This window comes from Aeromicrobium sp. SP1 (genome assembly GCF_055663785.1).
This window is the reverse complement of sequence record NZ_JBQVVK010000001.1, coordinates 3,356,390-3,380,828: the sequence shown is the minus strand read 5'-3', so window position 1 is coordinate 3,380,828 and position 24,439 is coordinate 3,356,390. Positions and strand designations below refer to the sequence as shown.

Below are 24,439 nucleotides of genomic sequence, written 5' to 3'. Positions count from 1 at the left end.
GCCGCTAGACCTCGATCGTCGCCGAGGCGGCCAGCTGCGTCTCGATGAACGTGTGGGCCCGGCGGGCGAGGTCGTCGCCGTCGGTCCACAGCGACCGCCACACGGCGAGGTCGTTCGACAGCGTCGGGCTCACGACCGCGGACGAGAAGCTCTCGAACGTGATCGGGCCGTCGAAGCCGACCCGGGCGAGGGCGTGGAAGAACGACGGGAAGTCGATCGAGCCCGAGCCCAGGTACCCGCGGTGGTTCTCGCCGATGTGCACGTAGCCGAGCCGGTCGGCGACGTCGAGGACGGGCGTCACGAAGTCCGCCTCCTCGATGTTCATGTGGTACGTGTCCAGGTGGATGAAGACATTGTCCTCACCGATGTCGTCGGCCAGCCGGAGCGCCTGACGCGCCGTGTTGACGACGTTCGTCTCGTACCGGTTGCAGATCTCCAGGCCGAGTCGGACGCCGCGGCCGGAGGCCTCCTTCGCGAGCTCGCGCAGGACCGTCACGACGTTCGCGCGACCGGCGTCGGTGAGCGGCCGGCCGTACTTGCCGAGCGCGCTGTAGAGGGCGCCGGTCAGGATCGTGCCGCCGAGTCCGGAGACGACGTCGAGCGACTCGTGCAGGATCGTCTCGCCACGGCCCACGACCTCGGGATCGTCGCTGGAGACGTCCGCGTCGAACGCCAGCCCGCGCGAGCACGCGACCTGCAGGCCGGCGGTCTCGAGCGCGGCCTTCGTGTCCGCGACGTCGATCACCTCCATCTCGTGCAGGGAGAGCTCGAGCAGGTCGAAGCCCGCCGCCTTCGTCCGCTCGACCGCCTGGGCGATCTCGGCCGGGCGGGTGCCGCCGACCCAGACGAGGGCGTGCACGCCGATGGGGTTGCGCTGGTTCATGGTGTCCTTCTCGTCGATGGTGTCGTGGATGGTCATTCGGTGACCGCGCCCGTGATGAGGCCGACGATCTCCTGACCGGTGGTCGCGGCGGTCCGGCGGCCGGCGACGCAGCGACCGGCGCGCATGACCCAGACCTGGTCGGACAGCCGCATGACCTGGTCGAAGTTGTGGCTGATCAGCAGGACCGCGTGGCCCTCGTCGCGCAGGCGCAGGATGAGCTCCTCGACCCGCGCCGTCTCCTGGACGCCCAGCGCCGCGGTCGGCTCGTCCATGATGACGAGCTTCGAGCTGAATCCCGCGGCGCGGCAGATCGCGACGGCCTGGCGCTGACCGCCCGAGAGGCGGCGCACGGTGGACGTCACGGCCGGCACGTTGACGGCCAGCTTGGAGACCATGTCCTCCGCGCCCTTGCGCATCTGGCGCTTCTTGAGCCAGCTGACCGGTCCGCTGCCGCCGGTGATCTCGCGGTTGAGGTAGAGGTTCTGCCACACCGTGAGGTCCTCGACGAGTGCGAGGTTCTGGTGGACGGTCTCGATGCCGGCGTTGCGGGCCTGGTCGGGTGCCGTGAACTCCACGGTGCCGCCGTCGAAGTGGATCGTGCCCGAGTCGGCGGTGTGCACGCCCGCGATGCAGCGCACGAGCGTCGACTTGCCGGCGCCGTTGTCGCCGACGAGGGCGGTGATCTCGCCGGCCCGCAGGTCCAGGCTCACGTCGGCGAGCGCACGGACCGAGCCGAAGGACAGCGACAGTCCCTGGACGTCGAGCAGGACGTCGCCCTTCGGCCGGACCTCTTGTTCGGTGCTGGTGGTCGTCATTTCTCGAACCTCGTGAGGAAGGCCGCACCGACGACGACGACGCCGACGGCGAGCGGTTGGTAGAACTGGGAGACGCCGAGCAGGGTGAGCCCGTTCGCGAGCGCCGTGAGCAGCAGAGCGCCGAACACCGGGCCCTTGATCGATCCCTTGCCGCCGAAGAGGCTGACGCCGCCGAGCACGACGGCCGCGACGGAGTTGAGCAGGAACGTCGTGTTCGCCGCGGGCTCGGCGGAGCCGACGCGGGCGACGAGCAGGATCGCCGCGAGGCCGGCCAGGCTGCCCGAGATCAGGTAGACGGCCATCTTGACGCGCGACGTGCGGATGCCGGTCGCGGCCGCGGCGTCGACCGAGCCGCCCGTCGCGAGGATGTGCGTGCCGAACGGCGTCGAGAACAGCACGAGATGCGCGAGCACCGCGACGACGATCGCGATCATGAAGGTGTACGGCACGAGGCCGATGCCGCCGGCCGAGAGCTTGAACAGCGGCGCGCTGATGACGGTGATCGGCTTGCCGTCGGCGAGGATGAGCGCCAGTCCCGAGGCCGCCGAGAGCGCACCCAGCGTCACGATGAAGTCGGTGATCTTGCCCTTGGCGATCAGGACGCCGTTGACGAGGCCGATCGCGGCTCCGGACAGCACGGCGATGACGCACGACAGGAGCAGGCCCTTGCCGCTGGTCATCGCGAGTCCGAACATCACGGCGGCGAACGTCATGGTCGAGGCGACCGACAGGTCGATGCCTGCCGTGAGGATGACGAACGACTGGCCGACGGCGAGGATCGTGAGGATCGCCGAGGCCAGCAGCATCGCCTTGATGTTGCCCGTGCTGAGGAACTTCGGGTCGAGCGCGGTGAAGATCGCGACGAGCACGATCAGTCCGATCACGGACGCCCACTCGACCCAGAACGACGGTTGGCGCAGGCGGTCGACGAGGCTGGGCGACGTCGACTGCGGTGTGGCGGTGGTGGTGGTCATGTCAGCTCTCCGTGGGGACGGGAGCCCGGTGCGGACGGGGAGGGAGGAGAACCCGCCCGCACCGGGACTCGTCAGCGACCCAGCAACTCCGCGAACGGGTTGTCGTAGTCACCCGGGGGCTCAGGGAACGCGTCCTGCGCTTCCTTCGCGTTGTCAGGGGTGATCAGGGCGATGGGGGTGTCGACCTTCTCCGGGAGGTCCTTGCCGATCGCGGCGGCCTCGCAGGCCTGCAGGCCCATCTTGCCGACCACGTACGGGTACTGGGCCACGGCCGCGTCGATGTCGCCCGAGGCGACGCCGTCGATGCCGTCGACCGAGACGACGAGCGTCGCGCCCTTCTTGTCCGCGGCGGCGACGGCGCGGGCGACGCCCATTGCCATGTCGTCGTTCGCGACGAAGAAGGCGGCCAGGTCGGGGTGCGCCTGCAGGATCGTCTCGGCCTGGGTCTGCGCCTCCTGGCGGTCCCAGTTGGCGGCGACCTCCTGGACGACCGTGAAGTTGTCCGCGAGGCCGTCCTTGAAGCCGTCGATGCGCTGGCCGCTCGTGACGTCGCCCGCGATGCCGCCGACGGTGGCCACGTCGCCGCCGTCGGAGTCGAGCTTGGCGAGCTGGTCGGCGACCATCTTGCCGGCGGCGACGTTGTCGGTGCCGATGTACGTGCTGATCGTCGCGCTGGCGGCCTTCGCGGCGTCGGCGTCGACGGGGTTGTCGATGTTGACGATCGGGGTGCCCTTGGCCGCGATCTGGGCGATGCCCTGGATCAGGTTCGTGCCGCTGATCGGGTTGACGACGTAGCAGTCGAACTCCTGGTTCGCCATGCTCGTGAGCTTGTCGGCCTGGCCGGCGGTGTCCGTGATGGACGCGGCGGACTGGATCTCGACCTCGGCGCCGGACTCCTTCTGCTCGGCGTTGACGCCGTCCTCCATGTGCTGGAAGAACGGGTTGTCGAGTCCCTTCAGGACGATGCCGATCTTGGTGTCGGCGACGTCCTTGCTGCCGCCGTCGGCGCTGCCGCTGTCATCGCTCGAGCCGCAGGCGGCCAGCAGCAGGCTGGCGCCGACCGCAGCGACGGCGAGCGAGGCTCGCGTCTTCTTCCTGTCGTGGAAGGTGCCCATTGTGTGTTCCTCTCACCATCCCGCGCCCTGCGGCGGCGGACTTTTGATGTTTGGTGTTGTTAATACAACACTTTCTGTCGTGTAATGTACGACACACCCGGAGCAATCCGCAAGCATCTGCCGGAAAACACGTCGCGCGGCACGGAAGTCGCCAGAATGGAGCTCCTATGGCCACCTTCGACGAGGGGATCAGCGAGACCCTCTCCCTCCTGCGCCGCAAGGGCGGCATGACGCGCGCCGAGATCGTCACCGAGACGGGACTGTCGCGCAGCGGCGTCAACCTGCGCATCGACGCCCTGCTGGAGGCACGCCTCGTCGTGGGCTCGGCCCGCGACGGCGTGGCGAAGGGACGCCCCGCCGAGGTCTTCTCGTTCAACAGTCGCCGCGGCAAGCTGCTTGCCGCCGACGTGGGTGCGACGAAGTTCCGCGCCGGCCTGTGCGACCTCGGCGGCGACGTCGAGTCCGAGATCGAGCTGCCGTCGGACGTCTCCGCCGGCCCCGAGGTCCTGCTGAGCGCGATCCTGGAGTGCTTCGAGAAGTTCCTCCTCGACACCGGCACCGACGCCGGCGAGATCCTCGGCATCGGGCTGAGCCTGCCCGCCCCGGTCAAGCGCGGCTCGGGGATGTCGGTCAACCCGCCGATCATGCCGCTGTGGAACCGCTTCGACGTGCCGGCATGGTTCGGCCAGCGCTTCGTCTGCCCCGTGTTCCTCGAGAAGGACGCGAACGCCATGGCCTACGGCGAGGCCCGCTTCGCCCACGCCGAGGCCGACGACCTGCTGCTCGTGAAGATCGGCACCGGCATCGGCAGCGGACTCATCCAGGAGGGCCGCCTCTACCGCGGCGCCGACGGGGCCGCGGGCGACCTGGGGCACATCCCGATGTCCCTGCCGGGCGAGGACGAGGGGCCCCTGTGCAAGTGCGGCAACCGGGGCTGCCTCGAGGCCCGTGCCGGCGGCTGGGCGATCCTGCGCGACCTGCAGGCGGCGGGCTCCTCGGTACGGACGCAGGACGACCTCACCGCCGCCCTCGCGTCCGGCGATCCCGAGGCCGTCCAGCTGGCCCGACGGGCGGGCCAGGTCATCGGCACCGCGGTCGCGTCCGCCGTGAACCTGCTCAACCCCCGGGTCGTCGTGCTCGCCGGCCACCTCGTCGCCGCCGGCGGCGACCACCTGCTGCCCGCGATCCGCGAGCGCGTCTACAGCCGCTCCCTGCCCCTCGCGACCTCCGAGCTGTCGATCGTCGCCAGCACGCTGCACCCGCGAGAGGGACTCGTCGGCCTGGCCCACCTGGTCAGCGACGGGATCCTCGCACCGGGCGAGATCGGACGCCTGGTCGACGGCGAGGAGTAACTCCGACGTACTACGGTGACGCCCAGGGTGCGCGTGCGCCCGCGAGAGGAGCGAGCGTGTCCGGTCACGGCGAGTTGCTGGCGCTGTTCCGCCGCCACGGCCCGCTCACCCGCGCCCAGGTCGTCGACCTGTCGGGTCTCGCCCGCGCGACCGCGACCCACCGGCTCGAGGCGCTCGTGCGCACGGGACTGCTGCGTGCGGAGGCGACCGACCGGACCACGGGCGGCCGGCCAGCCGAGGTGCTCGACCTCGCGGAGGACCACGGCTCCCTGCTCGTCGCCGACATCGGCAGCAGCCACGCCCGCTACGGACTGGCCGATCTCGACGGCCGGGTGCTGACGGCGCTCGACCAGGACATCGCGATCGACGACGGCCCCGAGGTCGTCCTCGCCGGGGTCGAGGCCGGCTTCGCGCGGCTCCTGGCCGACGGCCCGCCGCCGGTCCTGGGCGTCGCGATCGGCGTGCCCGGACCCGTCGACCAACGCACGGGCCGCCTCGTCAGCCCGCCCACGATGCACGGCTGGGACGGGGTCGACGTGGCGGACCGCTTCCGCCGCAGCCTCGATGTGCCCGTCGTCGTCGACAAGGACGCGAACCTCGTGGCGCTCGGCGTGCACCGCTCCCTGCGGGCCTCCGGCGTGGACGGCGCCGACGACGTGCTGGTCCTCAAGGTCGGCATGGGCGTCGGGGCCGGGATCATCTCGCGCGGCGCGGCGTTGCGCGGTGCCCGCGGCGGCGCCGGCGACCTCGGCCACATCCCCCATCCCGAGGGCCCGCTGTGCCGGTGCGGCCAGCGCGGCTGCGCCGAGGCGTCGGCCGGCGGCTGGGCGATCGCGGCACGCCTGCGCGATCTCGGGCACGAGGACGTCCGCACCTCGGCCGACGTCGTCGCCCTCGCCGCCTCGGGCGACGCCGACGCGATCGACCTCCTGCGCGGCGCCGGACGCCGGATCGGCGAGTCGGTCGTCGAGGCGGTCGGGGTGCTGAACCCGGCGATCGTCGTGGTCGGCGGCGACCTCGCCGAGGCGGGCGACCTGCTCGTCGACGGCGTTCGCGAGCGCGTCCTGGAGCGCTCGCACCCGCTCGTGACGACGGATCTGCAGGTGATCGCCTCGCCGCTCGGACCCGACGCGGGCCTGCTCGGCGCGGCGCAGATGGCGGCGGACGCGGCGCTCGCGCCGGCGCGGGTGGACTCGTTCGTCACCCCTTATGTTCAACGTTAGACAAAAGCCCTCCGAGCGCCTACCGTGGAGTGCGTGACCGACACGCAGCACTGGAAGCATCCCCTCGACCTCGAGGCCGTCCGCCATGCCCGCGTCCTGCCGCTCGACGCCGTCCAGGCCAAGGGCAACGGGCACGCCGGCACCGCCGTGAGCCTCACACCCGCGCTCTACGTCCTGTTCCAGGAGTACCTGCGCCACGATCCGGCGCGGCCGGACTGGGAGGGACGCGACCGCTTCGTCCTGTCCGCGGGCCACACGAGCCTCTCCCTGTACGTGCAGCACTACCTGAGCGGCTACGGCCTCGAGGTGGACGACCTCAAGAAGGCGCGCGTCCTCGGCAGCCTCACGCCCGGCCACCCCGAGTGGCGCCACACCCCCGGCGTCGAGACCACGACGGGCCCGCTGGGCCAGGGAGTCGGCAACGCCGTGGGGCTGGCCATGTCGGCTCGCCGCACGCACGCCCTCCTGCAGCCCGACGTCCCCGTCGACGAGGGCCTCTTCCGGTACCGCACGTGGTGCGTCGCCGGTGACGGCTGCCTGTCCGAGGGCGTGTCGGCCGAGGCGTCCTCGCTGGCCGGCACCCTGGGCCTCGACGGACTGATCCTGATCTGGGACGACAACCAGATCTCCATCGAGGGCGACACCGCGATCGCGTTCACCGAGGACACCGCCGCGCGCTACGCCGCGTACGGCTGGGCCGTCGTCGAGATCGACGACGCCGAGGACCCCGACGCCGTGCGGGCCGGCTACGACGCGGCGCTCGCGGTCACCGACCGCCCCGTGTTCGTGCGCCTGCGGACCCGCATCGGCCACCCGATGCCCACCGTCGGCGGCACCGCCGGAGCCCACTCCGGCGCTCCCGGCGAGGAGGAGGTCCGGGCCACGAAGGTCGCGCTCGGCCTCGACCCCGACGAGCACTTCGCGATGCCGCCCGAGGCGCTCGCGCACGCACGCCAGGTCGGCGAGCGCGGTGCCGCCGCCCGCCGCGCGTGGGAGCAGCGGTACGCCGAGTGGCGCACGGCCGATCCCGAGCGGGCGGCGCTGCACGAACTCATGCGCGACCGCGCCGTCACCGACGTCGCCGCCGAGCGGCTCGCCTCGCTGCGCTCCGCACCGCAGAAGGCCGCGACCCGGATCGCCGGCGCAGCCGTGCTCGACGCGATCTCACCCGAGCTGCCGTGGCTGTGGGGCGGCTCGGCCGACCTCGCCGAGTCCAACGGCGTCGCGATCGCCGGGGCCCGCAGCTTCACCCCGCGCGCGTATGCCGGCGACGAGTGGCCCGGCGGACCCGACGGCACGCTCGTCCACTTCGGCGTCCGCGAGCACGCGATGGGCGCGATCCTCAACGGCATGGCGCTCGGCGGGTACTCCCACCCGTTCGGCGCGACGTTCTTCGTGTTCTCGGACTACATGCGGCCCTCCGTGCGGCTCGCGGCGCTCATGGGGTTGCCCGTCACGTACGTGTGGACCCACGACTCCGTCGCCGTCGGCGAGGACGGCCCGACGCACCAGCCCGTCGAGCAGCTGTGGGCCCACCGCGCGATCCCGGGCCTCGACGTCGTCCGGCCCGCGGACTGGGTCGAGACGGTCGACGCGTGGACCCGGATCCTGGGCGCCGACCGACCGACGGCGCTCGTGCTCAGCCGCCAGGGCGTCGCGGTCGTCGGCGACGCCGTCGCGCCCTCGGACGGCGCCCGCCGCGGCGCCTACGTCCTGGCCGACCCCGACGACGCCCCGGACGCGATCGTGATCGCGACCGGCTCCGAGGTCGAGCTCGCCCTGCAGGCGCGCGACCTGCTGGCCGCCGAGGACGTCCACCTGCGGGTCGTCTCGGCGCCGTGCCTGGAGTGGTTCGCCGAGCAGGACGCCGCGTACCGCGAGTCCGTCCTGCCCCGCGCGATCACGGCGCGCGTGAGCGTCGAGGCGGGCACCGACACCGGTTGGGCTCGCTACGTCGGCACTCATGGTGAGATGGTGAGCGTTGAGGAGTTCGGCGCCAGCGGAGCCGGCGATCTCGTGCTCGCCGAGCGCGGGATCACGGTCAACGCGGTCGTGTCGGCAGTGCGCCGTACGATCGCCGCCACGCAGCCGGACGAGGAGGGGACGATCCGATGAGTAGAACCGCGATCGCCGGGCTGGATCGCCTGCCCGGCGTCGACCAGGTCGGCCTGGAGGCCCGCGCGGCCCAGCTGGCCACCCGGTCGATCAAGACCACGTCCAAGCAGTGGGCGATCGACCTGGCCATCTCGATGGTCGACCTCACGACCCTCGAGGGCGCCGACACGCCCGGCAAGGTGCGGGCCCTCGCCACGAAGGCGCTGCGACCCGATCCCACCGACCCGACGTGCCCGTCGGCGGCCGCCGTGTGCGTCTACCCCGACATGGTCGGGTTCGTCCGCGAGGTCGTGGGCGACCGCCTGCACGTCGCCTCGGTCGCCACCGCGTTCCCGTCGGGTCGCGCCCCGCTGGAGATCAAGCTGGCCGACGTCGCCTCCGCCGTCTCGGCCGGCGCCGACGAGGTCGACATGGTGATCGACCGCGGCGCCTTCCTGGCCGGCGACCTCGCCACCGTCCACGACCAGATCGTGGCCGTCAAGGAGGCCTGCGGCCCCGCGCACCTCAAGGTGATCCTCGAGACCGGAGAGCTGCAGACGTACGACAACGTCCGCCGCGCCTCGTGGCTCGCGATGGACGCCGGTGCGGACTTCATCAAGACCAGCACCGGCAAGGTGCAGCCGGCGGCCACGCTGCCGGTCACCCTGCTCATGCTCGAGGCCGTGCGCGACTACCGGATCGCGACCGGCCGGCAGGTGGGCGTCAAGCCCGCCGGCGGCATCCGCACCTCGAAGGACGCGATCAAGTACCTCGTCGTCGTCAACGAGGTCGCGGGCGAGGACTGGCTCGACCCGGACTGGTTCCGGTTCGGCGCCTCGTCACTGCTCAACGACCTGCTGATGCAGCGCCAGAAGATGCTCACCGGCCGATACAGCGGCCCCGACTACGTCACCTTGGACTGATTTCCATGCCCACGTTCGAATACGCACCGGCGCCGGAGTCCCGCTCCATCGTCGACATCGCCTCCAGCTACGGCCTGTTCGTCGACGGCGAGTTCATCGACGGCGGCGGCACCGCCTTCAAGACGCTCAACCCGGCCTCCGAGGAGGTCCTGTCCGAGGTCGCCGAGGCCGACGAGGCCGACGTCGACCGCGCCGTGCGCGCGGCCCGCCGCGCCCACGAGCGCGTCTGGGGTCCCATGCCGGGCCGCGAGCGCGCCAAGTTCCTCTTCCGGATCGCCCGCATCATGGCCGAGCGCAGTCGCGAGTTCGCGGTGCTGGAGTCCCTCGACAACGGCAAGCCGATCAAGGAGTCGCGCGACGTCGACGTCCCGCTCGTCGCGCAGTGGTTCTTCTACCACGCGGGCTGGGCCGACAAGCTCGAGCACGCGGGGCTGGGGCCCAACCCCCGCTCGCTCGGCGTGGCCGGCCAGGTCATCCCGTGGAACTTCCCGCTGCTCATGCTCGCGTGGAAGGTCGCGCCCGCGCTCGCGGCGGGCAACACCGTCGTGCTCAAGCCGGCCGAGACCACTCCCCTGACCGCACTGCTGTTCGCGCAGGTGTGCCAGCAGGCCGAGTTGCCGCCCGGCGTCGTCAACATCGTCACCGGCGCGGGCGAGACCGGCCGCCTGCTGGTGTCGCATCCCGACGTCGACAAGGTCGCCTTCACCGGTTCGACCCCGGTCGGTCGTGAGATCGCCCGCGCGGTGGCCGGCACGTCGAAGCGCCTGAGCCTCGAGCTGGGCGGCAAGGCCGCGAACATCGTGTTCGACGACGCGCCGATCGACCAGGCCGTCGAGGGCATCGTCCGCGGCATCTTCTTCAACCAGGGCCACGTGTGCTGCGCCGGCTCGCGCCTGCTCGTGCAGGAGAGCGTCGCCGAGGAGGTGCTCGCCAAGCTGCGCGACCGCATGTCGACGCTGCGTCTGGGCGACCCGCTCGACAAGAACACCGACGTCGGCGCGATCAACTCGGCCGAGCAGCTGGCTCGCATCCGCGATCTCGCCTCGACCGGCGACGACGAGGGGGCCGACCGCTGGACCGCCCCGTGCGAGCTGCCCGAGCGCGGCTACTGGTACGCCCCGACGATCTTCACCGGCGTCACGCAGGCGCACCGGATCGCGCGCGAGGAGATCTTCGGCCCCGTGCTGTCGGTGCTGACCTTCCGCACGCCGGCGGAGGCGATCGAGAAGGCCAACAACACGCCGTACGGCCTGTCGGCGGGCGTGTGGACCGAGAAGGGCTCGCGCATCCTCGCGATGGCGGACCGGCTCCGGGCCGGCGTCGTGTGGGCCAACACGTTCAACCAGTTCGACCCGGCGTCGCCGTTCGGCGGCTACAAGGAGTCCGGCTACGGCCGCGAGGGCGGCCGGCACGGACTGGCCAGCTACCTGGAGGGGGCACGATGAGCGAGAGGCTCGACGTCCGCAAGACCTACAAGCTGTACATCGGCGGCGCCTTCCCGCGGTCGGAGTCCGGCCGCACCTACGAGGCGCTGAACTCGCGCGGCAAGTTCCTCGCGAACGCCTCGAAGGCGTCGCGCAAGGACGGCCGCGACGCGGTGGGTGCCGCCCGCAAGGCGTTCGGCGGCTGGTCCGGCCGCACCGCCTACAACCGGGGACAGATCCTGTACCGCGTCGCCGAGGTGCTCGAGGGCCGTCGCGACCAGCTCGTCGCCGAGGTCCGCGCGGCCGAGGGCGTCACGGAGCGTCGCGCCAACGCGATCGTCGACACCGCCGTCGACACGTGGGTCTGGTACGCCGGGTGGGCCGACAAGCTCGCCCAGGTCACGGGCAACGCCAACCAGGTGAACGGCCCGTTCTTCAACCTCACGTCGCCCGAGCCCACCGGTGTCGTCGCGGTCGCCGCGCCCCAGCAGTCGTCCCTGCTGGGCCTGGTCGAGGTGCTCGCCCCCGTGATCGTCTCGGGCAACACGGCCGTGGTCGTCTCGTCGTACGCCCGTCCCCTGCCCGCGATCACGCTGTCGGAGATCCTGTCGACGTCCGACGTGCCCGGTGGCGTCGTCAACATCCTGACCGGCGACATCGCCGAGATCGGGCCGTGGCTCGCGAGCCATCTCGACGTCGACGCGCTCGACCTGACCGGCGTCGACGACGCTGAGGTCGGTCGCGACCTCGAGGCCGAGGGCGCGGTGAACCTCAAGCGCATCGTCCGCCCGGGCACCCCGACCGACCAGGCCCTGTCGCGCATCACGCCCTTCCTCGAGGCCAAGACCGTCTGGCACCCGATCGGAGTCTGACCCGGCCCCGAGATTTGCTCCAAAACTCACCCGCTCGCCGGAGCGAATGGTGAGTTTTGGAGCAAATCTCGGGCTGTTACGCTCGCGATCGTGCCCGAAGTCGTCGTCCTGGCCGGTCCCTCGGGTTCGGGGAAGTCGCATCTGGCCGAGCGACTCGGCTGGACTGTCCTGCGACTCGACGACTTCTACCACCCGCACCACCACCCCGACCTGCCGCGCAGCACGCTCGGGATCGCCGACTGGGACGACGTCGGTTCCTGGGATCTCGCCGGCGCGATGGCCGCCATCGCCGCGCTGTGCCGCGACGGCCGGGCCGAGGTGCCGATCTACGACATCTCGATCAGCGACATCGTCGGCACCCACGTCGTCGAGGTGACCGGCGACCGCTTCATCGCCGAGGGCTTGTTCGCCCCCGACATCGTCTCGGACTGCCGCCGCGCCGGCGTGCTCTCCGCGGCGATCTGCCTGACCCGACCGCGGCTGCTCGTCTTCGCGCTGCGCCTCGTGCGCGACCTGCGCGAGAGCCGCAAACCCCCGATGACCCTCGTCCGCCGCGGCTGGCGACTCATGCAGGACCAGCCGCGCGTCGTCGCCGCGGCCGTCGACGCCGGCTGCCAGCCGATGCACCCCCGCCGCGCCTACCGCACCCTCACCCGCACCGCCGGCTGACCCCGGGCCGGGGCTGGCGCGGGGGCGGTGAGATAGATACCTCAAACCGACCCCAGAGGTTCGCAAGTCACCGCCCACCCCGGCCCGCCCGCCGGAGCGGTGAGATACGCACCTCAAACCGACCGCAGAGGTTCGTAAGTCACCGCCCACCCCGGGGTCTAGAGCGCCGCAGCCTGGTACGCCGGCTTGATGACCTCGTTGATCAGGGCGAGCCGCTCGTCGAACGGCAGGAAGGCGCTCTTCATAGCGTTGACGGTGAACCACTGCAGGTCGCCGAGGCTGTAGCCGAAGGCGTCGGTCAGCAGGTTCATCTCGCGGCCGATCGAGGTGCCGCTCATGAGCCGGTTGTCGCTGTTGATCGTGACCCGGAAGCCCAGCTCGGCGAGCGGCCCGATCGGGTGGTCCGCGATCGAGTGCATGCCGGCGACCGCGCCGGTCTGCAGATTCGACGACGGGCACATCTCCAGCGGGATGCGGGTGTCGCGGATGTACGCGGCGAGCCGGCCGAGCCACGCCTCAGGCGCGGACGTGAAGTCGATGTCGTCGACGATCCGGACGCCATGGCCCAGCCGGTCGGCGCCGCAGCGCTGCACGGCCTGCCAGATCGACGGCAGCCCGAAGGCCTCACCGGCATGGATCGTGAAGTGGGCGTTCTCCTCGTGCAGGTACTCGAACGCCTCGAGGTGCAGGATCGGCGGGAAGCCGTCCTCGGCGCCCGCGATGTCGAAGCCGAACACGCCACGGTCGCGGTACTCCACGACGGTGTGGGCGATCTCGAGGCCGCGCGACGCGTGCCGCATCGCCGTCAGCAGCTGACCGACGACCATCGTGGCGCCACCGTCCTGCACGAGCGCCACCCCCTCGTCGATGCCCTGCTGGACGGCCTCGACCGTCTCCTCGATCGACAGGCCGGCGCCCTGGTGCTGCTCGGGCGCCCAGCGCAGCTCGGCGTAGACGATGCCCTCCGCGGCGAGGTCGAGGACCGCCTCGCGCGCGACGCGGGCGAGGTCCTCGGGACGCTGCATCACCGCGACGGTGTGCTGGAAGGTCTCCAGGTACCGCACGAGCGAGCCCGAGGAGGAGGCCTCCTCGAACCAGCGGCCGAGGTCCTGTGGGGCGGCCGGCAGGTCGTGGCCGATCTCGAGCGCGATCTCGGCGACCGTCGCGGGCCGCACGCCACCGTCGAGGTGCTCGTGCAGCGCGACCTTGGGGACACCCGCGATCTGCTCGGGCGTCGCTCTCATGCGGCGGAGTCCATCAGCAGCGTGACGGTCTCGGCGATGCAGGCGGGCTTGTCGCCGCCCTCGATCTCGACGGTGTGCTGGATCGTCACCTGTTGGCCCTTCTCGATGTCGCGGACCTCGAGCATCTCGACCCGGTTGCGGATCCGCGAGCCTACCTTCACGGGCGCCATGAAGCGGACCCGGTTCAGGCCGTAGTTGACGCGGGCCCGGTCGCCGGCGAAGGCGTACACCTGGGCGCCGAGGAACGGCAGCATCGAGAGGGTCAGGTAGCCGTGGGCGATCGTCGCGCCGAAGGGTCCGTCGGCGGCACGCTCGGGATCGACGTGGATCCACTGCCGGTCACCCGTGGCGTCGGCGAACATGTCGATCCGGTCCTGGTTCATCTCGATCCACGAACTCACGCCGAGCTCCGTCCCGGCTGCCGCGGCGATCTCGTCTCGGTCGTTCAGGATGCGCATGAGTCCGAATTTACCGTGTCGTAGGTCACGCCCTGCTCAGCCGTCCCGGCCGATCCGGTCAAGCACGAGCGGGCTCGGGGCGACCGCCTCCGTGCCAATCGCCCAGGCGCCGGAGAGGGCCTCCTGTGCGCGCTCGAAGCGCTCGGGCGTGTCGGTGTGCAGGGTCATCAGCGGAGCACCCGCCGTGACCGTGTCGCCCGGCTTGGCGTGCAGTTCGATGCCGGCACCGGCCTGGACGTCCTCGCCCGGTCGCGACCGGCCGGCACCGAGACGCCATGCCGCGACGCCGACCGCGAGGGCATCGAGCGAGGTCAGCACACCGTCCGCGTCCGCCGTGACGACGTGATGCTCGCGCGCGGTCGGCAGGGTCGCACCGGGGTCGCCACCCTGGGCGCGGATCATCGCGTTCCACGCGTCCATGGCGCGTCCGTCCGCGAGCACCTCGGCCGGATCGACGTCCGTGACCCCGGCACCGGCGAGCATCTCGCGAGCCAGCGAGAGGGTCAGTTCGACGACGTCCGCGGGCCCGCCACCGGCCAGCACCTCGACCGACTCGCGCACCTCGAGGGCGTTGCCGGCGGTCAGGCCGAGCGGCGTGGACATGTCGGTCAACAGCGCGACCGTGTGCACCCCTGCGTCGGTCCCGAGCGCGACCATCGTCTCGGCCAGCTCGCGGGCGTCCTGCTCGGACTTCATGAACGCGCCGGAGCCGACCTTCACGTCCAGCACGAGGGCGCCCGTGCCCTCGGCGATCTTCTTGCTCATGATCGAGCTGGCGATCAGCGGGATCGCCTCGACGGTGCCGGTGATGTCGCGCAGGGCGTAGAGCTTCTTGTCGGCGGGCGCGAGTCCGGATCCGGCGGCGCAGATGACCGCGCCGACGCCCTCGAGCTGGTCCATCATCTCGGCGTTCGAGAGGGCCGCACGCCAGCCGGGGATCGACTCGAGCTTGTCGAGCGTGCCGCCGGTGTGGCCGAGCCCGCGGCCCGACAGCTGCGGCACCGCGACGCCGCACGCCGCGACGAGCGGGGCGAGCGGCAGCGTGATCTTGTCGCCCACGCCGCCGGTGCTGTGCTTGTCGGCGGTCGGACGCGACAGCGAGGAGAAGTCCATGCGCTCACCGGTCGCGATCATGGCCGCGGTCCAGCGCGCGATCTCGCGCCGGTCCATCCCGTTGAGCAGGATCGCCATCGCGAGCGCCGACATCTGCTCGTCGGCGACGACCCCGCGGGTGTAGGCGTCGACGACCCAGTCGATCTGGTCGTCGGTCAGCTCGTGGCCGTCCCGCTTCGCGATGATCACGTCGGTCGGGGCATACCGCTCGGTCATGACGACACCTCGATGCTCTCGTAGCCGCGCAGCACCCAGGTCGGGCGGCGCGGGGCCTCGCCGGTGAGGACGAGGTCGGGGAACAGGTCCAGCAGCGCGCGCAGCGTGATGCCCAGCTCGAGCCGGGCCAGTGGCGCGCCGAGGCAGAAGTGGATGCCCACGCCGAAGCCCAGGTGCGGGTTCGGGTCGCGGGCCACGTCGAACGTGTCGGCCGCCTCGAAGACCTCGGCGTCCCGGTTGGCCGAGCCCATGAGGCACGCGACCTTCTGACCCGCGAGCACGGTCGTGCCGGCGACCTCGGTGTCCTTCGTGGCGGTCCGCTCGAACAGCTGCAGCGGCGCGTCGAACCGGATCAGCTCCTCCAGCGCCGTCTCGATCGAGACCTCGCCGGAGGTCACGCGGGCGAGCTGGTCGCGGTGCGTCAGCAGGGCGTGGATTCCGTTGCCGAAGGTGTTGACGCTCGCCTCGTGGCCGGCGTTGAGCAGCAGCACGATCGTGGCGACGAGCTCGTCGTCGCTGAAGCCCTTGCCGGCGTCGGTCTCCGCGATGAGATCGCTGACGAGGTCCTCGCCGCCCGTCCCGTCGCGCAGGGCACGACGCCGCAGCTCGAGCACGTCGCGGACGTACGCGGCGAAGGCGGCACTGGCCTGCACCGCCGCGGCCTTCGTGGCCTCGTCGACGCCGGGCTCGTACATGTGCACGATGGCCTGGCTCCAGCGGCGCAGGTCCTCGTGGTCGTCGCGCGGCACGCCGAGCAGGTCGCAGATGACGAAGACCGGCATCGGCTCGGCGTAGTCGGCGAGCACGTCGAACCGCTCGGGCAGCGCCGCGACCATGTCGGCGGCCAGCGCCTCGATCCTGGGCCTCATGCGCTCGACGTGACCGCGACCGAACGCGCCCGCCAGCAACCGGCGCATGCGGGTGTGCTCGGGAGGCTCGTTCTCCATGAGCTGGTTGCGGTGCAGCGTGTTGAACGGCTCCATCGCCTCAGCCGGCTGCTTGTCGCTCCAGATCCGACCGAACGTGCGGGTGCGCAGCACCGTGCTGACGGTCGCGTGGTCGGTGGCCAGCCACACTCCCCACGGCTCGTGCCACACGAGCGGACCCTGCCGGCGGAGCGCGGCGAGCGCCGGATAGGGATCGGCGAGGAACGCCGGATCGGCGGGATCGAACACGGAGGTCGTGATGCTCACCCGAGATCCGTCGCGTCGAAGGCGTCCGGCAGCACCTCGGCCATCGACTTGACGCCCGATGCCGTGAGCAGCTCGCACGTCGGGCCGCCGTTCTCCCACAGCAGCTGGCGACAGCGTCCGCACGGCATGACCGGCTCGCCGTTGCCCTCGACGCACACGACCGCGCGCAGGCGGCCACCGCCGGTGGAGTGCAGGGCCGAGACCATGCCGCACTCGGCGCACAGCGCCACCCCGTAGGCGGCGTTCTCGACGTTGCAGCCGAGCACGACCCGGCCGTCCTCGACGAGGCCCGCCGCGCCGACCTTGTAGTTCGAGTACGGCGCGTACGCACGCCCCATGACCTCGGTGGCGTACTTCCTGAGCGCGTCCCAGTCGACGGGCGCGTGGGCCGGAGTGATTCCGAAGCTCATCCGGCACTCCCCTTCCGATAGACCTTGCCGTCCGCTGCGGGCATGCGCAGGTTCTGGCTGAACACCGCGAGGACCAGCAGGGTCGTGACGTACGGCGTCATCGTGGCCAGCTCGTTGGGGATCTCGTCGGTGGCGACGTAGATGCCGGCGACGACGATGCCCAGCAACGCGGCGATCAGCGAGGAGCGCTGGCCGTGCTGGCGCCACTGCCAGATCGCGAGCAGGACGAGGAACACCGCGACGAGCAGCAGCAGGGCGTGCACCGTCTCGCCACCGCCGCGCAGGCGCAGCGTGTCGGTGTAGCCGAACAGCGCCGCGCCGGCGAACAGTCCGCCGGGTCGCCAGTTGCCGAAGATCATCGCCGCGAGGCCGATGTACCCGCGGCCGCCGGTCTGGCCGTCCCGGAACGCGTTCGCGGCGACGAGCGCCAGGAAGCCGCCGGCGAGTCCGGCCAGGCCACCCGAGGTGATCACGGCGATGAACTTGTAGCGGTAGACGTTGACGCCGAGCGACTCGGCCGCCGCCGGCGACTCACCGCACGAGCGCAGCCGCAGACCGAACGAGGTACGCCACAGCAGCCACCACGTCAGCACGAACAGGCCGAGGCAGATCAGCGTCAGCACGGACATGTTCGTCACGAACGCGCGCAGCATCGCCGCGAGGTCGGACACGAAGAACCAGTTCTTGTCCTCGACCTCGCCGAGCGGATCGGACAGGCCCGAGATCGTGATCGCCGGCAGCCGGTCGACCGGGGGCGACTGGGTCTGGCCGCCGCCGGGCACACCGGTGAACGCCAGTCCCGCGAGGTACTGGACCGCACCCGCGGCGATGATGTTGATCGCGACACCGGAGACGATGTGGTCGACCCCGAAGTACACCGTGGCGACGGCGTGCAGCAAGCCTCCGCAGGCGCCGAGCAGGATCGCACCGAGCACGCCCTGCCACGGGCCGTAGAAGTAGCCGAAGTAGCCCGCGCCGAACGTGCCGAGGATCATCATGCCCTCGAGGCCGATGTTGACGACGCCGGAGCGCTCGGACCACAGGCCGCCGAGTCCGGCCAGGCCGATCGGGATCGCCGCGATCACCGTCGCGCGGATCGTTCCGGACGAGGACAGGTCGTCGACGCCCGTGACGATGCGCAGCAACGAGATGACGGCGAGCACGGCCGCGAGGCCGATCATGAGCCACGGCCAGGTCAGTCGGGACTGCGAGACCGGGGTGGTCCCGGTGAGGGGATCGGTGACGACGCTCATCGTGCGGCCACCTCCTCCCTCGGGGTCGGGCCGTCCAGGGCGGCCGCCACCTGACGCTGCTCGAGTCGGACGCCGTAGCGGCGGACGACCTCGTAGGCGATGACGACGGCCAGCACGATGACGCCCTGCGTCACCTTGACGATGTCGGGCGACACGTCGAGCAGGATCTGCAGCGGGTTGGACTGCTGGTCGAGCCACGCGAACAACAGGGCGCCGAGCGCGATGCCGATCGGGTGGTTGCGGCCGAGCAGCGCGATCGCGATGCCCGCGAAGCCGAGGCCGGACTGGAACGTCGATCCGTAGGCGTAGTCCTGGCCGAACAGCAGCGGCATGCCGACCAGGCCGGCGACGGCGCCGGACATCAGCATCGTCACGAGGATCATCTTCTTGACGTTGATGCCGGAGGCGATGGCCGCGCTCTCGGACTGGCCCGCGGCGCGCAGGTCGAAGCCGAACCGGGTGCGGTTGATGACGAACCAGTACAGGAAGCCGACGATCACCGCGACGATCACGAAACCGTAGACCTCACCGCCCAGGAACGGGATGCCCGGCACGCGGCTGCCCTCGGGGATGGGCTTGGTCGAGATGATGTTGCTGCCCTCCTCGCGCACGGCGACCTTGCGCAGCAGCCATGCCACGATCGCCGTCGCGATCGCGTTCAGCATGATCGTGGAGATGACCTCCGAGACGCCGCGCGTGACGCGCAGCAGGCCGGCGATCCCGGCCCACATCGCGCCCACGAGCATGCCCGCGGCGACGGCGAGGCCGATGTTGAGCCAGCCCGGGAGCCACGCCTCGCCGGCGACCCAGGCCGCCGCGAACGAGGCGATCCGGTACTGGCCGTCGACGCCGATGTTGAACAGGTTCATCCGGAAGCCGATCGCCACCGCCACGGCCGACAGGTAGTAGACGGTCGCGGAGTTGATGATGTTGACCATCGTGCGGTCGGTGGGCCAGCTGAGGATCTGGCTCCACACGCCGATCCAGTCGTCGCCGGCCAGGATCAGGACGAGGCTCGTGATGAGGAACGCCGCCACGAGCGCGAGTACGGGGGCGGCGAGCGCCAGCCCCACCCGGGTCAGCCTCGACTCGTTCATGACGCCTCCTCCTCGTCGGTGGCACCGGTCATCGCGGCGCCGAGCTGCTGGGGGGTGACGCTGCCGGGATCGAACGTGCCGACGATCCGGCCGCGCAACAGGACCGCGATCGTGTCGGACAGGCCGATCAGCTCGTCGAGGTCGGCCGAGATCAGCAGCACCGCGAGGCCTTCGCGACGCGCGCGTTTGATGTGGTCCCAGATCGCCGCCTGGGCGCCGACGTCGACGCCGCGGGTGGGGTGCGAGGCGATCAGGAGGCTGGGCTCGCTGCTCATCTCGCGGCCGACGATGAGCTTCTGCTGGTTGCCGCCGGACAGCGCCCGGGCGAGCGTGTCGATGCCGGGGGTGCGGACGTCGTACTCGGCGACGATGCGCTCGGTGTCGCGGCGGGCCCCGCCGCGGTCGATCATCATGCCCTTGACGTTCGGCTTGAGGGTCTGGTGGCCGAGCACGCGGTTCTCCCACAGCGGCGAGTCGAGCAGCAGGCCCTGGCGGTGCCGGTCCTCGGGGATGTAGCCGATCCCGGCCTCGCGGCGGCGCCGCGTGGACCAGCCGGCGATGTCGCCGTCGTTGAGCTCGACGCGGCCGGTGGCGTCGGGGCGCATGCCCATGATCGCCTCGACGAGCTCGGCCTGGCCGTTGCCCTCGACGCCGGCGATGCCGAGGATCTCGCCGCGGTGGATCGCGAACGAGATGGCCTCCAGCAGCGGCCTGGCGCCGTCGGGGCTGGGCAGGCCCAGGTCGACGACCTCGAGGACCTCGACGTCGGTGACGGTGGTCGCCTCGGTGCTCGGGCTCGGCAACTCGGAGCCAACCATGAGCTCGGCGAGCTGGCGCGACGTGACGCTGCGCCCCGGGAGGGTCTGGACGGTGGTGCCGCGGCGGATGACCGTGACGGTGTCGGCGACCGCGAGCACCTCGTCGAGCTTGTGGGAGATGAAGAGGACCGCGAGGCCCTCGGACTTGAGCTCGCGCAGGTTGTCGAAGAGCTCGTCGACCTCCTGCGGCACGAGGACCGCGGTGGGCTCGTCGAGGATGATGATGCGGGCGCCGCGGTAGAGCACCTTGAGGATCTCGATGCGCTGGCGGGCGCCGACGCCGAGCCGCTCGACCAGGACGTCCGGATCGATCCCCAGACCGTAGGTGTCGGAGAGCTCGCGGATTCGCGCGCGCGCCTTGGCACCGATGCCGTGCAGCTTCTCGGCGCCCAGCACGACGTTCTCCAGGACGGTGAGGTTGTCGGCCAGCATGAAGTGCTGGAAGACCATGCCGACACCGTGCGAGATGGCATCGGACGGCGACGCGAACGAGACCTCCTCGCCGTTGATCGTGATCGTGCCCGAGTCCGGCTTCTGCACGCCGTACAGGATCTTCATGAGCGTCGACTTGCCGGCGCCGTTCTCGCCGACGATCGCGTGGATCGTCCCGCGCGCGACGTCGATGTTGATGTCGTGGTTGGCGATCACGCCGGGGAAGGTCTTGCCGATGTCGCGCAACCGGACGACGACGTCGGCGTCGGTGGTCGCGGCCGGAGCGGTCGAAGTGGAGCTCACGTTCTCACCCTTCGGTGGTGGTTCGAGCCGGGATGGAAGCGGCCCGGCCCCACGCTATCGCGCGGGGCCGGGCCAGGGTGCCTCAGGCGAACTTGGACACGATCACTTGGTCGGAACGGTGATCTTGCCGTCGATGATCTGCTGCTTGTAGTCGTTCAGCTTGTCCTCGATGTCGTCGACGTTGCCGCCGGTCGTCGAGTAGCCCACACCGTCGACCGCGAGGTCGTAGGTCTGGATGCCCGTCTTCGGGGAGCCGTCGGCGACGCTCTTGAGGAAGTCGAACACCGCGACGTCGACGTTCTTGAGCATCGAGGTCAGGATGCTGTCGCGCACCGACTCGTCGGCCGTGAGGGCCTGGTCGGAGTCGACGCCGATGGCCCAGCCGTCGGCAGCCTTGGCAGCCTCGAACACGCCGCCGCCGGAACCGCCGGCCGCGTGGTAGACGACGTCCGCGCCCTTGTCGAACATGCCGGTGGCGGCCGTGTTGCCCTTGGCCGGGTCACCGAAGCCGCTGAAGTCCGGCGGGGTGGTCAGGTAGACCGACTGGATCTTGATGTCGGGGTTGACGGCCTTGGCGCCCGCGTCGTAGCCGGCCTCGAACTTGTGGATCAGCTCGGTGTCGACGCCGCCGACGAAGCCGATGTTGCCCGACTTGGACTTGAGCGCGGCGGCCGCGCCGACCAGGAACGAGCCCTGCTCCTCGGCGAAGACGAGGTTCGCGATGTTGTCACCGGCGACGGCGTCGTCGACGATCGCGAAGTTCACGTCGGGGTTGGCCTTGGCGATCTTGCCGACCGACGCGGAGTAGGCGAAGCCGACCGCGACGACGGGGTTGTAGCCGGCGTCGACGAGCTGCTGCAGGCGCTCCTCGCGAGCGGACTCGGGCTCGTCGTTCTGGGCCTCGGCCTCCTTGACCTCGAAGCCGAGCTCGCACGCGGCCTTGTCGAGGCCCTTGGCGGCCGAGTCGTTGAAGGACTGGTCACCACGACCACCGACGTCGTAGGCCATACCGACCTTGACGTCACCCTTCTCGACGCAGTCGTCGCCACTGGCCGTGTCGTCGGTGCTCTTCTTCGAGCACCCGGCACCGGCGAAGACCAGCGCGGCCACGGCGGCCGCGGCGGTGAGCTTGTTCAATCGACGCACTTTTCCTCCTCGGGGGCAGCGCCCCGGCGAGGGCGCACGCGATGTCACCCTGACCCTAGGTGCACAGGGGCCCCTCGGGCAGCGCCTCGGGCCTCTGCCGGGGCAACTGTCACCGAACCGTAATCAAAGGCTCGTGCCACCGATCTCACCTAGGATCGGGCCATGCCCTTCTCCGGTCCGATCGTCGTCGGCCACGACGGTTCAGAGTTCGCCGACACGGCGTTGCGCTGGGCGATGGAGCTGGCGCACCGAGCGCACATGCCCGTCACGGTCGTCCGCGCGTGGACGATGCGCACGGCGCCCAAACCGAAGACGCAGGAGTTCGGCTACGTGCCGCCGGCCGAGGACTACGCGGCCGCCGTGCGCGAACGCCTCGAGGAGTCGACGCACGAGCTGCTCGCGAAGTACCCCGACGTCACGGTGACGCTGCTCGTCGAGCGCGGCCAGCCCGCGAACGTGGTCGTCGAGGCGGCGCAGGGGGCCTCCCTGCTCGTGGTCGGCCCCCGCGGTCTGGGCGGCTTCAAGGGGCTCGTCCTGGGCTCGGTCAGCGAGCACGCCGTCGAGACCGCCTCGTGCCCCGTCGTCGTCGTGCGCGGCGAGGACGACCCGGCCCAGGCCTCGCCGGAGGTCTGACTCGTTGTCAGGCGATCGCGGCGTTGGCCAGCACGAGGGCGCCGACGGCGATCGCGCGCTCGTCGATGCGCAGGTTGCCCTGGTGGATGTCGTACGTCGGGCCACCGGGCGTGCGGGTGCCGAGGCGGGCCATCGTGCCGGGCAGCGTCTCGACGTACCACGCGAAGTCCTCGCCGCCGAGGCTCTGGGCCGTCGTCGCGACGCCCTGCGGCCCGATGGCGCTCATGACCGCCTGGCGCAGCTTCTCGGTGGCACCGAAGTCGTTGACGACCGGCGGCACCCCGCGCGTGTAGGTGAGGTCGACGCCGACGCCGTAGGGCTCGACGATGTCGGAGATGATCCCGCGCACGAGGTGCTCGGCATCGTGCCAGGCCGCGGCGTCGAGCATGCGCAGCGTGCCCTTGAGCTCGCCGACGGCGGGGATGACGTTGGCGGCGTTGCCCGCGCTGACCTGCCCCCACACGAGGCTGGCCCCCGCGCGCGGGTCGAAGCGTCGGGAGAGCACCGCGGGCAGCTGCGTGATGAGCGCACCGAGCGCGAACGTGAGGTCCTCGGTCAGGTGCGGACGTGACGTGTGACCGCCGCGGCCGGACAGCACGAGGTGGATCTGGTCGGACGCACCGGTGATCGCGCCCTCGCGGATCCCGATCCGGCCCACGTCGAGCGAGGGATCGCAGTGCAGCGCGAAGATCCGGCTGACCCCGGCCAGGACGCCGTCGGACAGCAGCCGCAGGGCGCCGCCGGGCATGACCTCCTCGGCCGGCTGGAAGATGAGCCGGACGCGGGTGGCCAGGCCGACCCGCCGGTCCGCCTCGGCCAGCGCGGTGGCGGCGCCGACGAGGGCGGCGACGTGGACGTCGTGACCGCACGCATGGGCGACGCCGGGGTTCTTCGAGCGCCACGGGTCCTGCGTCGTGTCGAGGATCGGCAGGGCGTCGAGGTCGGCGCGCAGCGCCACGATGGGCCCGCCGGCCGGACCGATGTCGACCGAGAGGCCGGTGCCATCGAACCGCTGGGGGATGAGGCCGAGCTTGTCCATCCACGAGACGACGACGTCGGTCGTGCGCTCCTCCTGCCAGGACAGTTCGGGGAACGCGTGCAGGTCGCGGCGCAACTCGATGAGGTCCGGAGTCGCCACCTCGACGGCGCGCGCGATCACTTCCTGCAGATTCATGACCTGTCGATTCTACGCCCGCGGCTCGCGGCGCCCGACCGTGTCCGCGAGTCGGGCGTCATGCCTGGCGGGCGCGGAAGGCGGCCTGGGCCTCGCGGTTCCCGCACGTCGTGCTGCAGAACTTGCGTGAGCGGTTGCGGGAGAAGTCGACCACGGCGGAGTCGCAGTCGGAGGCGGCGCACGTGCCGAGCCGGCTCATCTCGTCGGCGCGGACGACGTCGATCATCGCCATCGCGGTCTCCACCAGGACCCGCTCGTGGAAGGGCCGGTCGTCGGCGATCGCGTGCACGTGCCAGTCGAGGTGGTCGTGCCGCACGAGCCTGGGGATCGCCTGCTGCTCCACGAGGACGGCGTTGATGAGGTCGACGGCACCGTCACGGTCGGCCCGCAGCAACTCGCGCAGGCGTGGGCGGATCGCCCGGACGGCCTCGAGATCGGCGCGGGTGCGCGGCCGTGAGCCCGTGTAGCGCCACTGGTCGTAGAAGTCCCGGAGGTCGTCGAGGGTCTCGAGCGTGTCCGGCTCCCCCGCCGAGTTCGCCAGCACGGCGGCGGCGCCGAGGGCGTCCGAGACGTCAGGAGTGAAGACCATGTTGACACCTTACGCC

23 protein-coding genes are annotated in these 24,439 nt (G+C 71.2%); 8 read left to right on the top strand and 15 right to left on the bottom strand.

Going from position 1 to position 24,439, the window contains the following annotated elements:
• Positions 1–4: 4 nt before the first annotated feature.
• The 4 genes from ACT26F_RS16450 to ACT26F_RS16435 form a co-directional block, all read right to left on the bottom strand.
• Positions 5–919, bottom strand: coding sequence for a sugar phosphate isomerase/epimerase family protein (locus ACT26F_RS16450; RefSeq protein ID WP_471671631.1), 915 nt, complete (start codon positions 917–919; stop codon positions 5–7).
• Entirely contained in the window at positions 916–1,698 is a 783-nt protein-coding gene (locus tag ACT26F_RS16445) for an ATP-binding cassette domain-containing protein (RefSeq protein WP_471671630.1), read from the bottom strand. The genes ACT26F_RS16450 and ACT26F_RS16445 overlap by 4 nt, the downstream gene beginning before the upstream one ends.
• Positions 1,695–2,672 carry an ABC transporter permease gene (locus tag ACT26F_RS16440; RefSeq protein ID WP_471671629.1) on the bottom strand — a complete coding sequence of 326 codons (978 nt, stop codon included), beginning with the start codon at positions 2,670–2,672 and terminating at the stop codon, positions 1,695–1,697. Before ACT26F_RS16440 ends, ACT26F_RS16445 begins: the two co-directional genes overlap by 4 nt.
• Before the next feature lie 71 nt (positions 2,673–2,743).
• Positions 2,744–3,787, bottom strand: a complete 1,044-nt coding sequence (locus ACT26F_RS16435) for a substrate-binding domain-containing protein (RefSeq protein WP_471671628.1) — start codon at positions 3,785–3,787, stop codon at positions 2,744–2,746.
• A gap of 167 nt (positions 3,788–3,954) precedes the next feature.
• Here ACT26F_RS16435 and ACT26F_RS16430 point away from each other — a divergent pair, with 167 nt between their 5' ends.
• The 7 genes from ACT26F_RS16430 to ACT26F_RS16400 all read left to right on the top strand — a co-directional run bounded on the left by ACT26F_RS16430 (position 3,955) and on the right by ACT26F_RS16400 (position 12,344).
• A complete protein-coding gene (locus ACT26F_RS16430) occupies positions 3,955–5,139 on the top strand; it encodes an ROK family protein (protein WP_471671627.1) in 1,185 nt (394 codons plus the stop codon).
• Between the two features lie 56 nt (positions 5,140–5,195).
• Positions 5,196–6,362 carry an ROK family protein gene (locus tag ACT26F_RS16425; RefSeq protein WP_471671626.1) on the top strand — a complete coding sequence of 389 codons (1,167 nt, stop codon included), beginning with the start codon at positions 5,196–5,198 and terminating at the stop codon, positions 6,360–6,362.
• 33 nt (positions 6,363–6,395) lie between these two features.
• Positions 6,396–8,477 (top strand): transketolase family protein, encoded by a 2,082-nt coding sequence (locus ACT26F_RS16420; RefSeq protein WP_471671625.1) that lies wholly within the window; start codon positions 6,396–6,398, stop codon positions 8,475–8,477.
• Positions 8,474–9,379 carry a deoxyribose-phosphate aldolase gene (gene deoC, locus ACT26F_RS16415; RefSeq protein WP_471671624.1) on the top strand — a complete coding sequence of 302 codons (906 nt, stop codon included), beginning with the start codon at positions 8,474–8,476 and terminating at the stop codon, positions 9,377–9,379. Before ACT26F_RS16420 ends, deoC begins: the two co-directional genes overlap by 4 nt.
• A 5-nt stretch (positions 9,380–9,384) precedes the next feature.
• The gene (locus ACT26F_RS16410; protein WP_471671623.1) at positions 9,385–10,824 is read left to right on the top strand and encodes an aldehyde dehydrogenase family protein; all 1,440 of its coding nucleotides are present in this window, start codon (positions 9,385–9,387) and stop codon (positions 10,822–10,824) included.
• Complete coding sequence (locus ACT26F_RS16405) at positions 10,821–11,675, top strand: aldehyde dehydrogenase family protein (protein ID WP_471671622.1); 855 nt, start codon at positions 10,821–10,823, stop codon at positions 11,673–11,675. The genes ACT26F_RS16410 and ACT26F_RS16405 overlap by 4 nt, the downstream gene beginning before the upstream one ends.
• A gap of 90 nt (positions 11,676–11,765) precedes the next feature.
• Positions 11,766–12,344, top strand: a complete 579-nt coding sequence (locus tag ACT26F_RS16400) for an ATP-binding protein (protein ID WP_471671621.1) — start codon at positions 11,766–11,768, stop codon at positions 12,342–12,344.
• A 158-nt stretch (positions 12,345–12,502) separates the two neighbouring features.
• On the opposite strand, the gene ACT26F_RS16395 is transcribed toward ACT26F_RS16400, so the two are convergent.
• From ACT26F_RS16395 to ACT26F_RS16355, 9 genes are all read right to left on the bottom strand, one after another.
• Positions 12,503–13,588, bottom strand: a complete 1,086-nt coding sequence (locus ACT26F_RS16395; RefSeq protein ID WP_471671620.1) for an adenosine deaminase — start codon at positions 13,586–13,588, stop codon at positions 12,503–12,505.
• On the bottom strand, positions 13,585–14,046 hold the full coding sequence (locus tag ACT26F_RS16390) for a MaoC family dehydratase (protein ID WP_471671619.1): 462 nt from the start codon (positions 14,044–14,046) through the stop codon (positions 13,585–13,587). Before ACT26F_RS16390 ends, ACT26F_RS16395 begins: the two co-directional genes overlap by 4 nt.
• A 36-nt stretch (positions 14,047–14,082) precedes the next feature.
• Positions 14,083–15,375 carry a thymidine phosphorylase gene (locus tag ACT26F_RS16385; RefSeq protein ID WP_471671618.1) on the bottom strand — a complete coding sequence of 431 codons (1,293 nt, stop codon included), beginning with the start codon at positions 15,373–15,375 and terminating at the stop codon, positions 14,083–14,085.
• A complete protein-coding gene (locus ACT26F_RS16380; RefSeq protein WP_471671617.1) occupies positions 15,372–16,568 on the bottom strand; it encodes a cytochrome P450 in 1,197 nt (398 codons plus the stop codon). The genes ACT26F_RS16385 and ACT26F_RS16380 overlap by 4 nt, the downstream gene beginning before the upstream one ends.
• Entirely contained in the window at positions 16,565–16,978 is a 414-nt protein-coding gene (locus tag ACT26F_RS16375; protein ID WP_471671616.1) for a cytidine deaminase, read from the bottom strand. Before ACT26F_RS16375 ends, ACT26F_RS16380 begins: the two co-directional genes overlap by 4 nt.
• A complete protein-coding gene (locus tag ACT26F_RS16370; RefSeq protein ID WP_471671615.1) occupies positions 16,975–18,231 on the bottom strand; it encodes an ABC transporter permease in 1,257 nt (418 codons plus the stop codon). Before ACT26F_RS16370 ends, ACT26F_RS16375 begins: the two co-directional genes overlap by 4 nt.
• A complete protein-coding gene (locus tag ACT26F_RS16365; protein ID WP_471671614.1) occupies positions 18,228–19,328 on the bottom strand; it encodes an ABC transporter permease in 1,101 nt (366 codons plus the stop codon). Before ACT26F_RS16365 ends, ACT26F_RS16370 begins: the two co-directional genes overlap by 4 nt.
• Positions 19,325–20,881 (bottom strand): ABC transporter ATP-binding protein, encoded by a 1,557-nt coding sequence (locus tag ACT26F_RS16360; protein ID WP_471671613.1) that lies wholly within the window; start codon positions 20,879–20,881, stop codon positions 19,325–19,327. The genes ACT26F_RS16365 and ACT26F_RS16360 overlap by 4 nt, the downstream gene beginning before the upstream one ends.
• Before the next feature lie 102 nt (positions 20,882–20,983).
• Positions 20,984–22,027 (bottom strand): BMP family lipoprotein, encoded by a 1,044-nt coding sequence (locus ACT26F_RS16355; RefSeq protein WP_471671612.1) that lies wholly within the window; start codon positions 22,025–22,027, stop codon positions 20,984–20,986.
• A 162-nt stretch (positions 22,028–22,189) separates the two neighbouring features.
• On the opposite strand from ACT26F_RS16355, the gene ACT26F_RS16350 reads away from it, so the two are divergent.
• A complete protein-coding gene (locus ACT26F_RS16350; RefSeq protein WP_471671611.1) occupies positions 22,190–22,660 on the top strand; it encodes a universal stress protein in 471 nt (156 codons plus the stop codon).
• A gap of 7 nt (positions 22,661–22,667) precedes the next feature.
• Here ACT26F_RS16350 and ACT26F_RS16345 read toward each other — a convergent pair whose 3' ends face one another.
• Together ACT26F_RS16345 and ACT26F_RS16340 are read right to left on the bottom strand one after the other, a co-directional pair.
• Complete coding sequence (locus ACT26F_RS16345; RefSeq protein ID WP_471671610.1) at positions 22,668–23,834, bottom strand: amidohydrolase; 1,167 nt, start codon at positions 23,832–23,834, stop codon at positions 22,668–22,670.
• Positions 23,835–23,892: 58 nt separating this feature from the next.
• Positions 23,893–24,423 carry a CGNR zinc finger domain-containing protein gene (locus ACT26F_RS16340; RefSeq protein WP_471671609.1) on the bottom strand — a complete coding sequence of 177 codons (531 nt, stop codon included), beginning with the start codon at positions 24,421–24,423 and terminating at the stop codon, positions 23,893–23,895.
• Positions 24,424–24,439 lie beyond the last annotated feature (16 nt).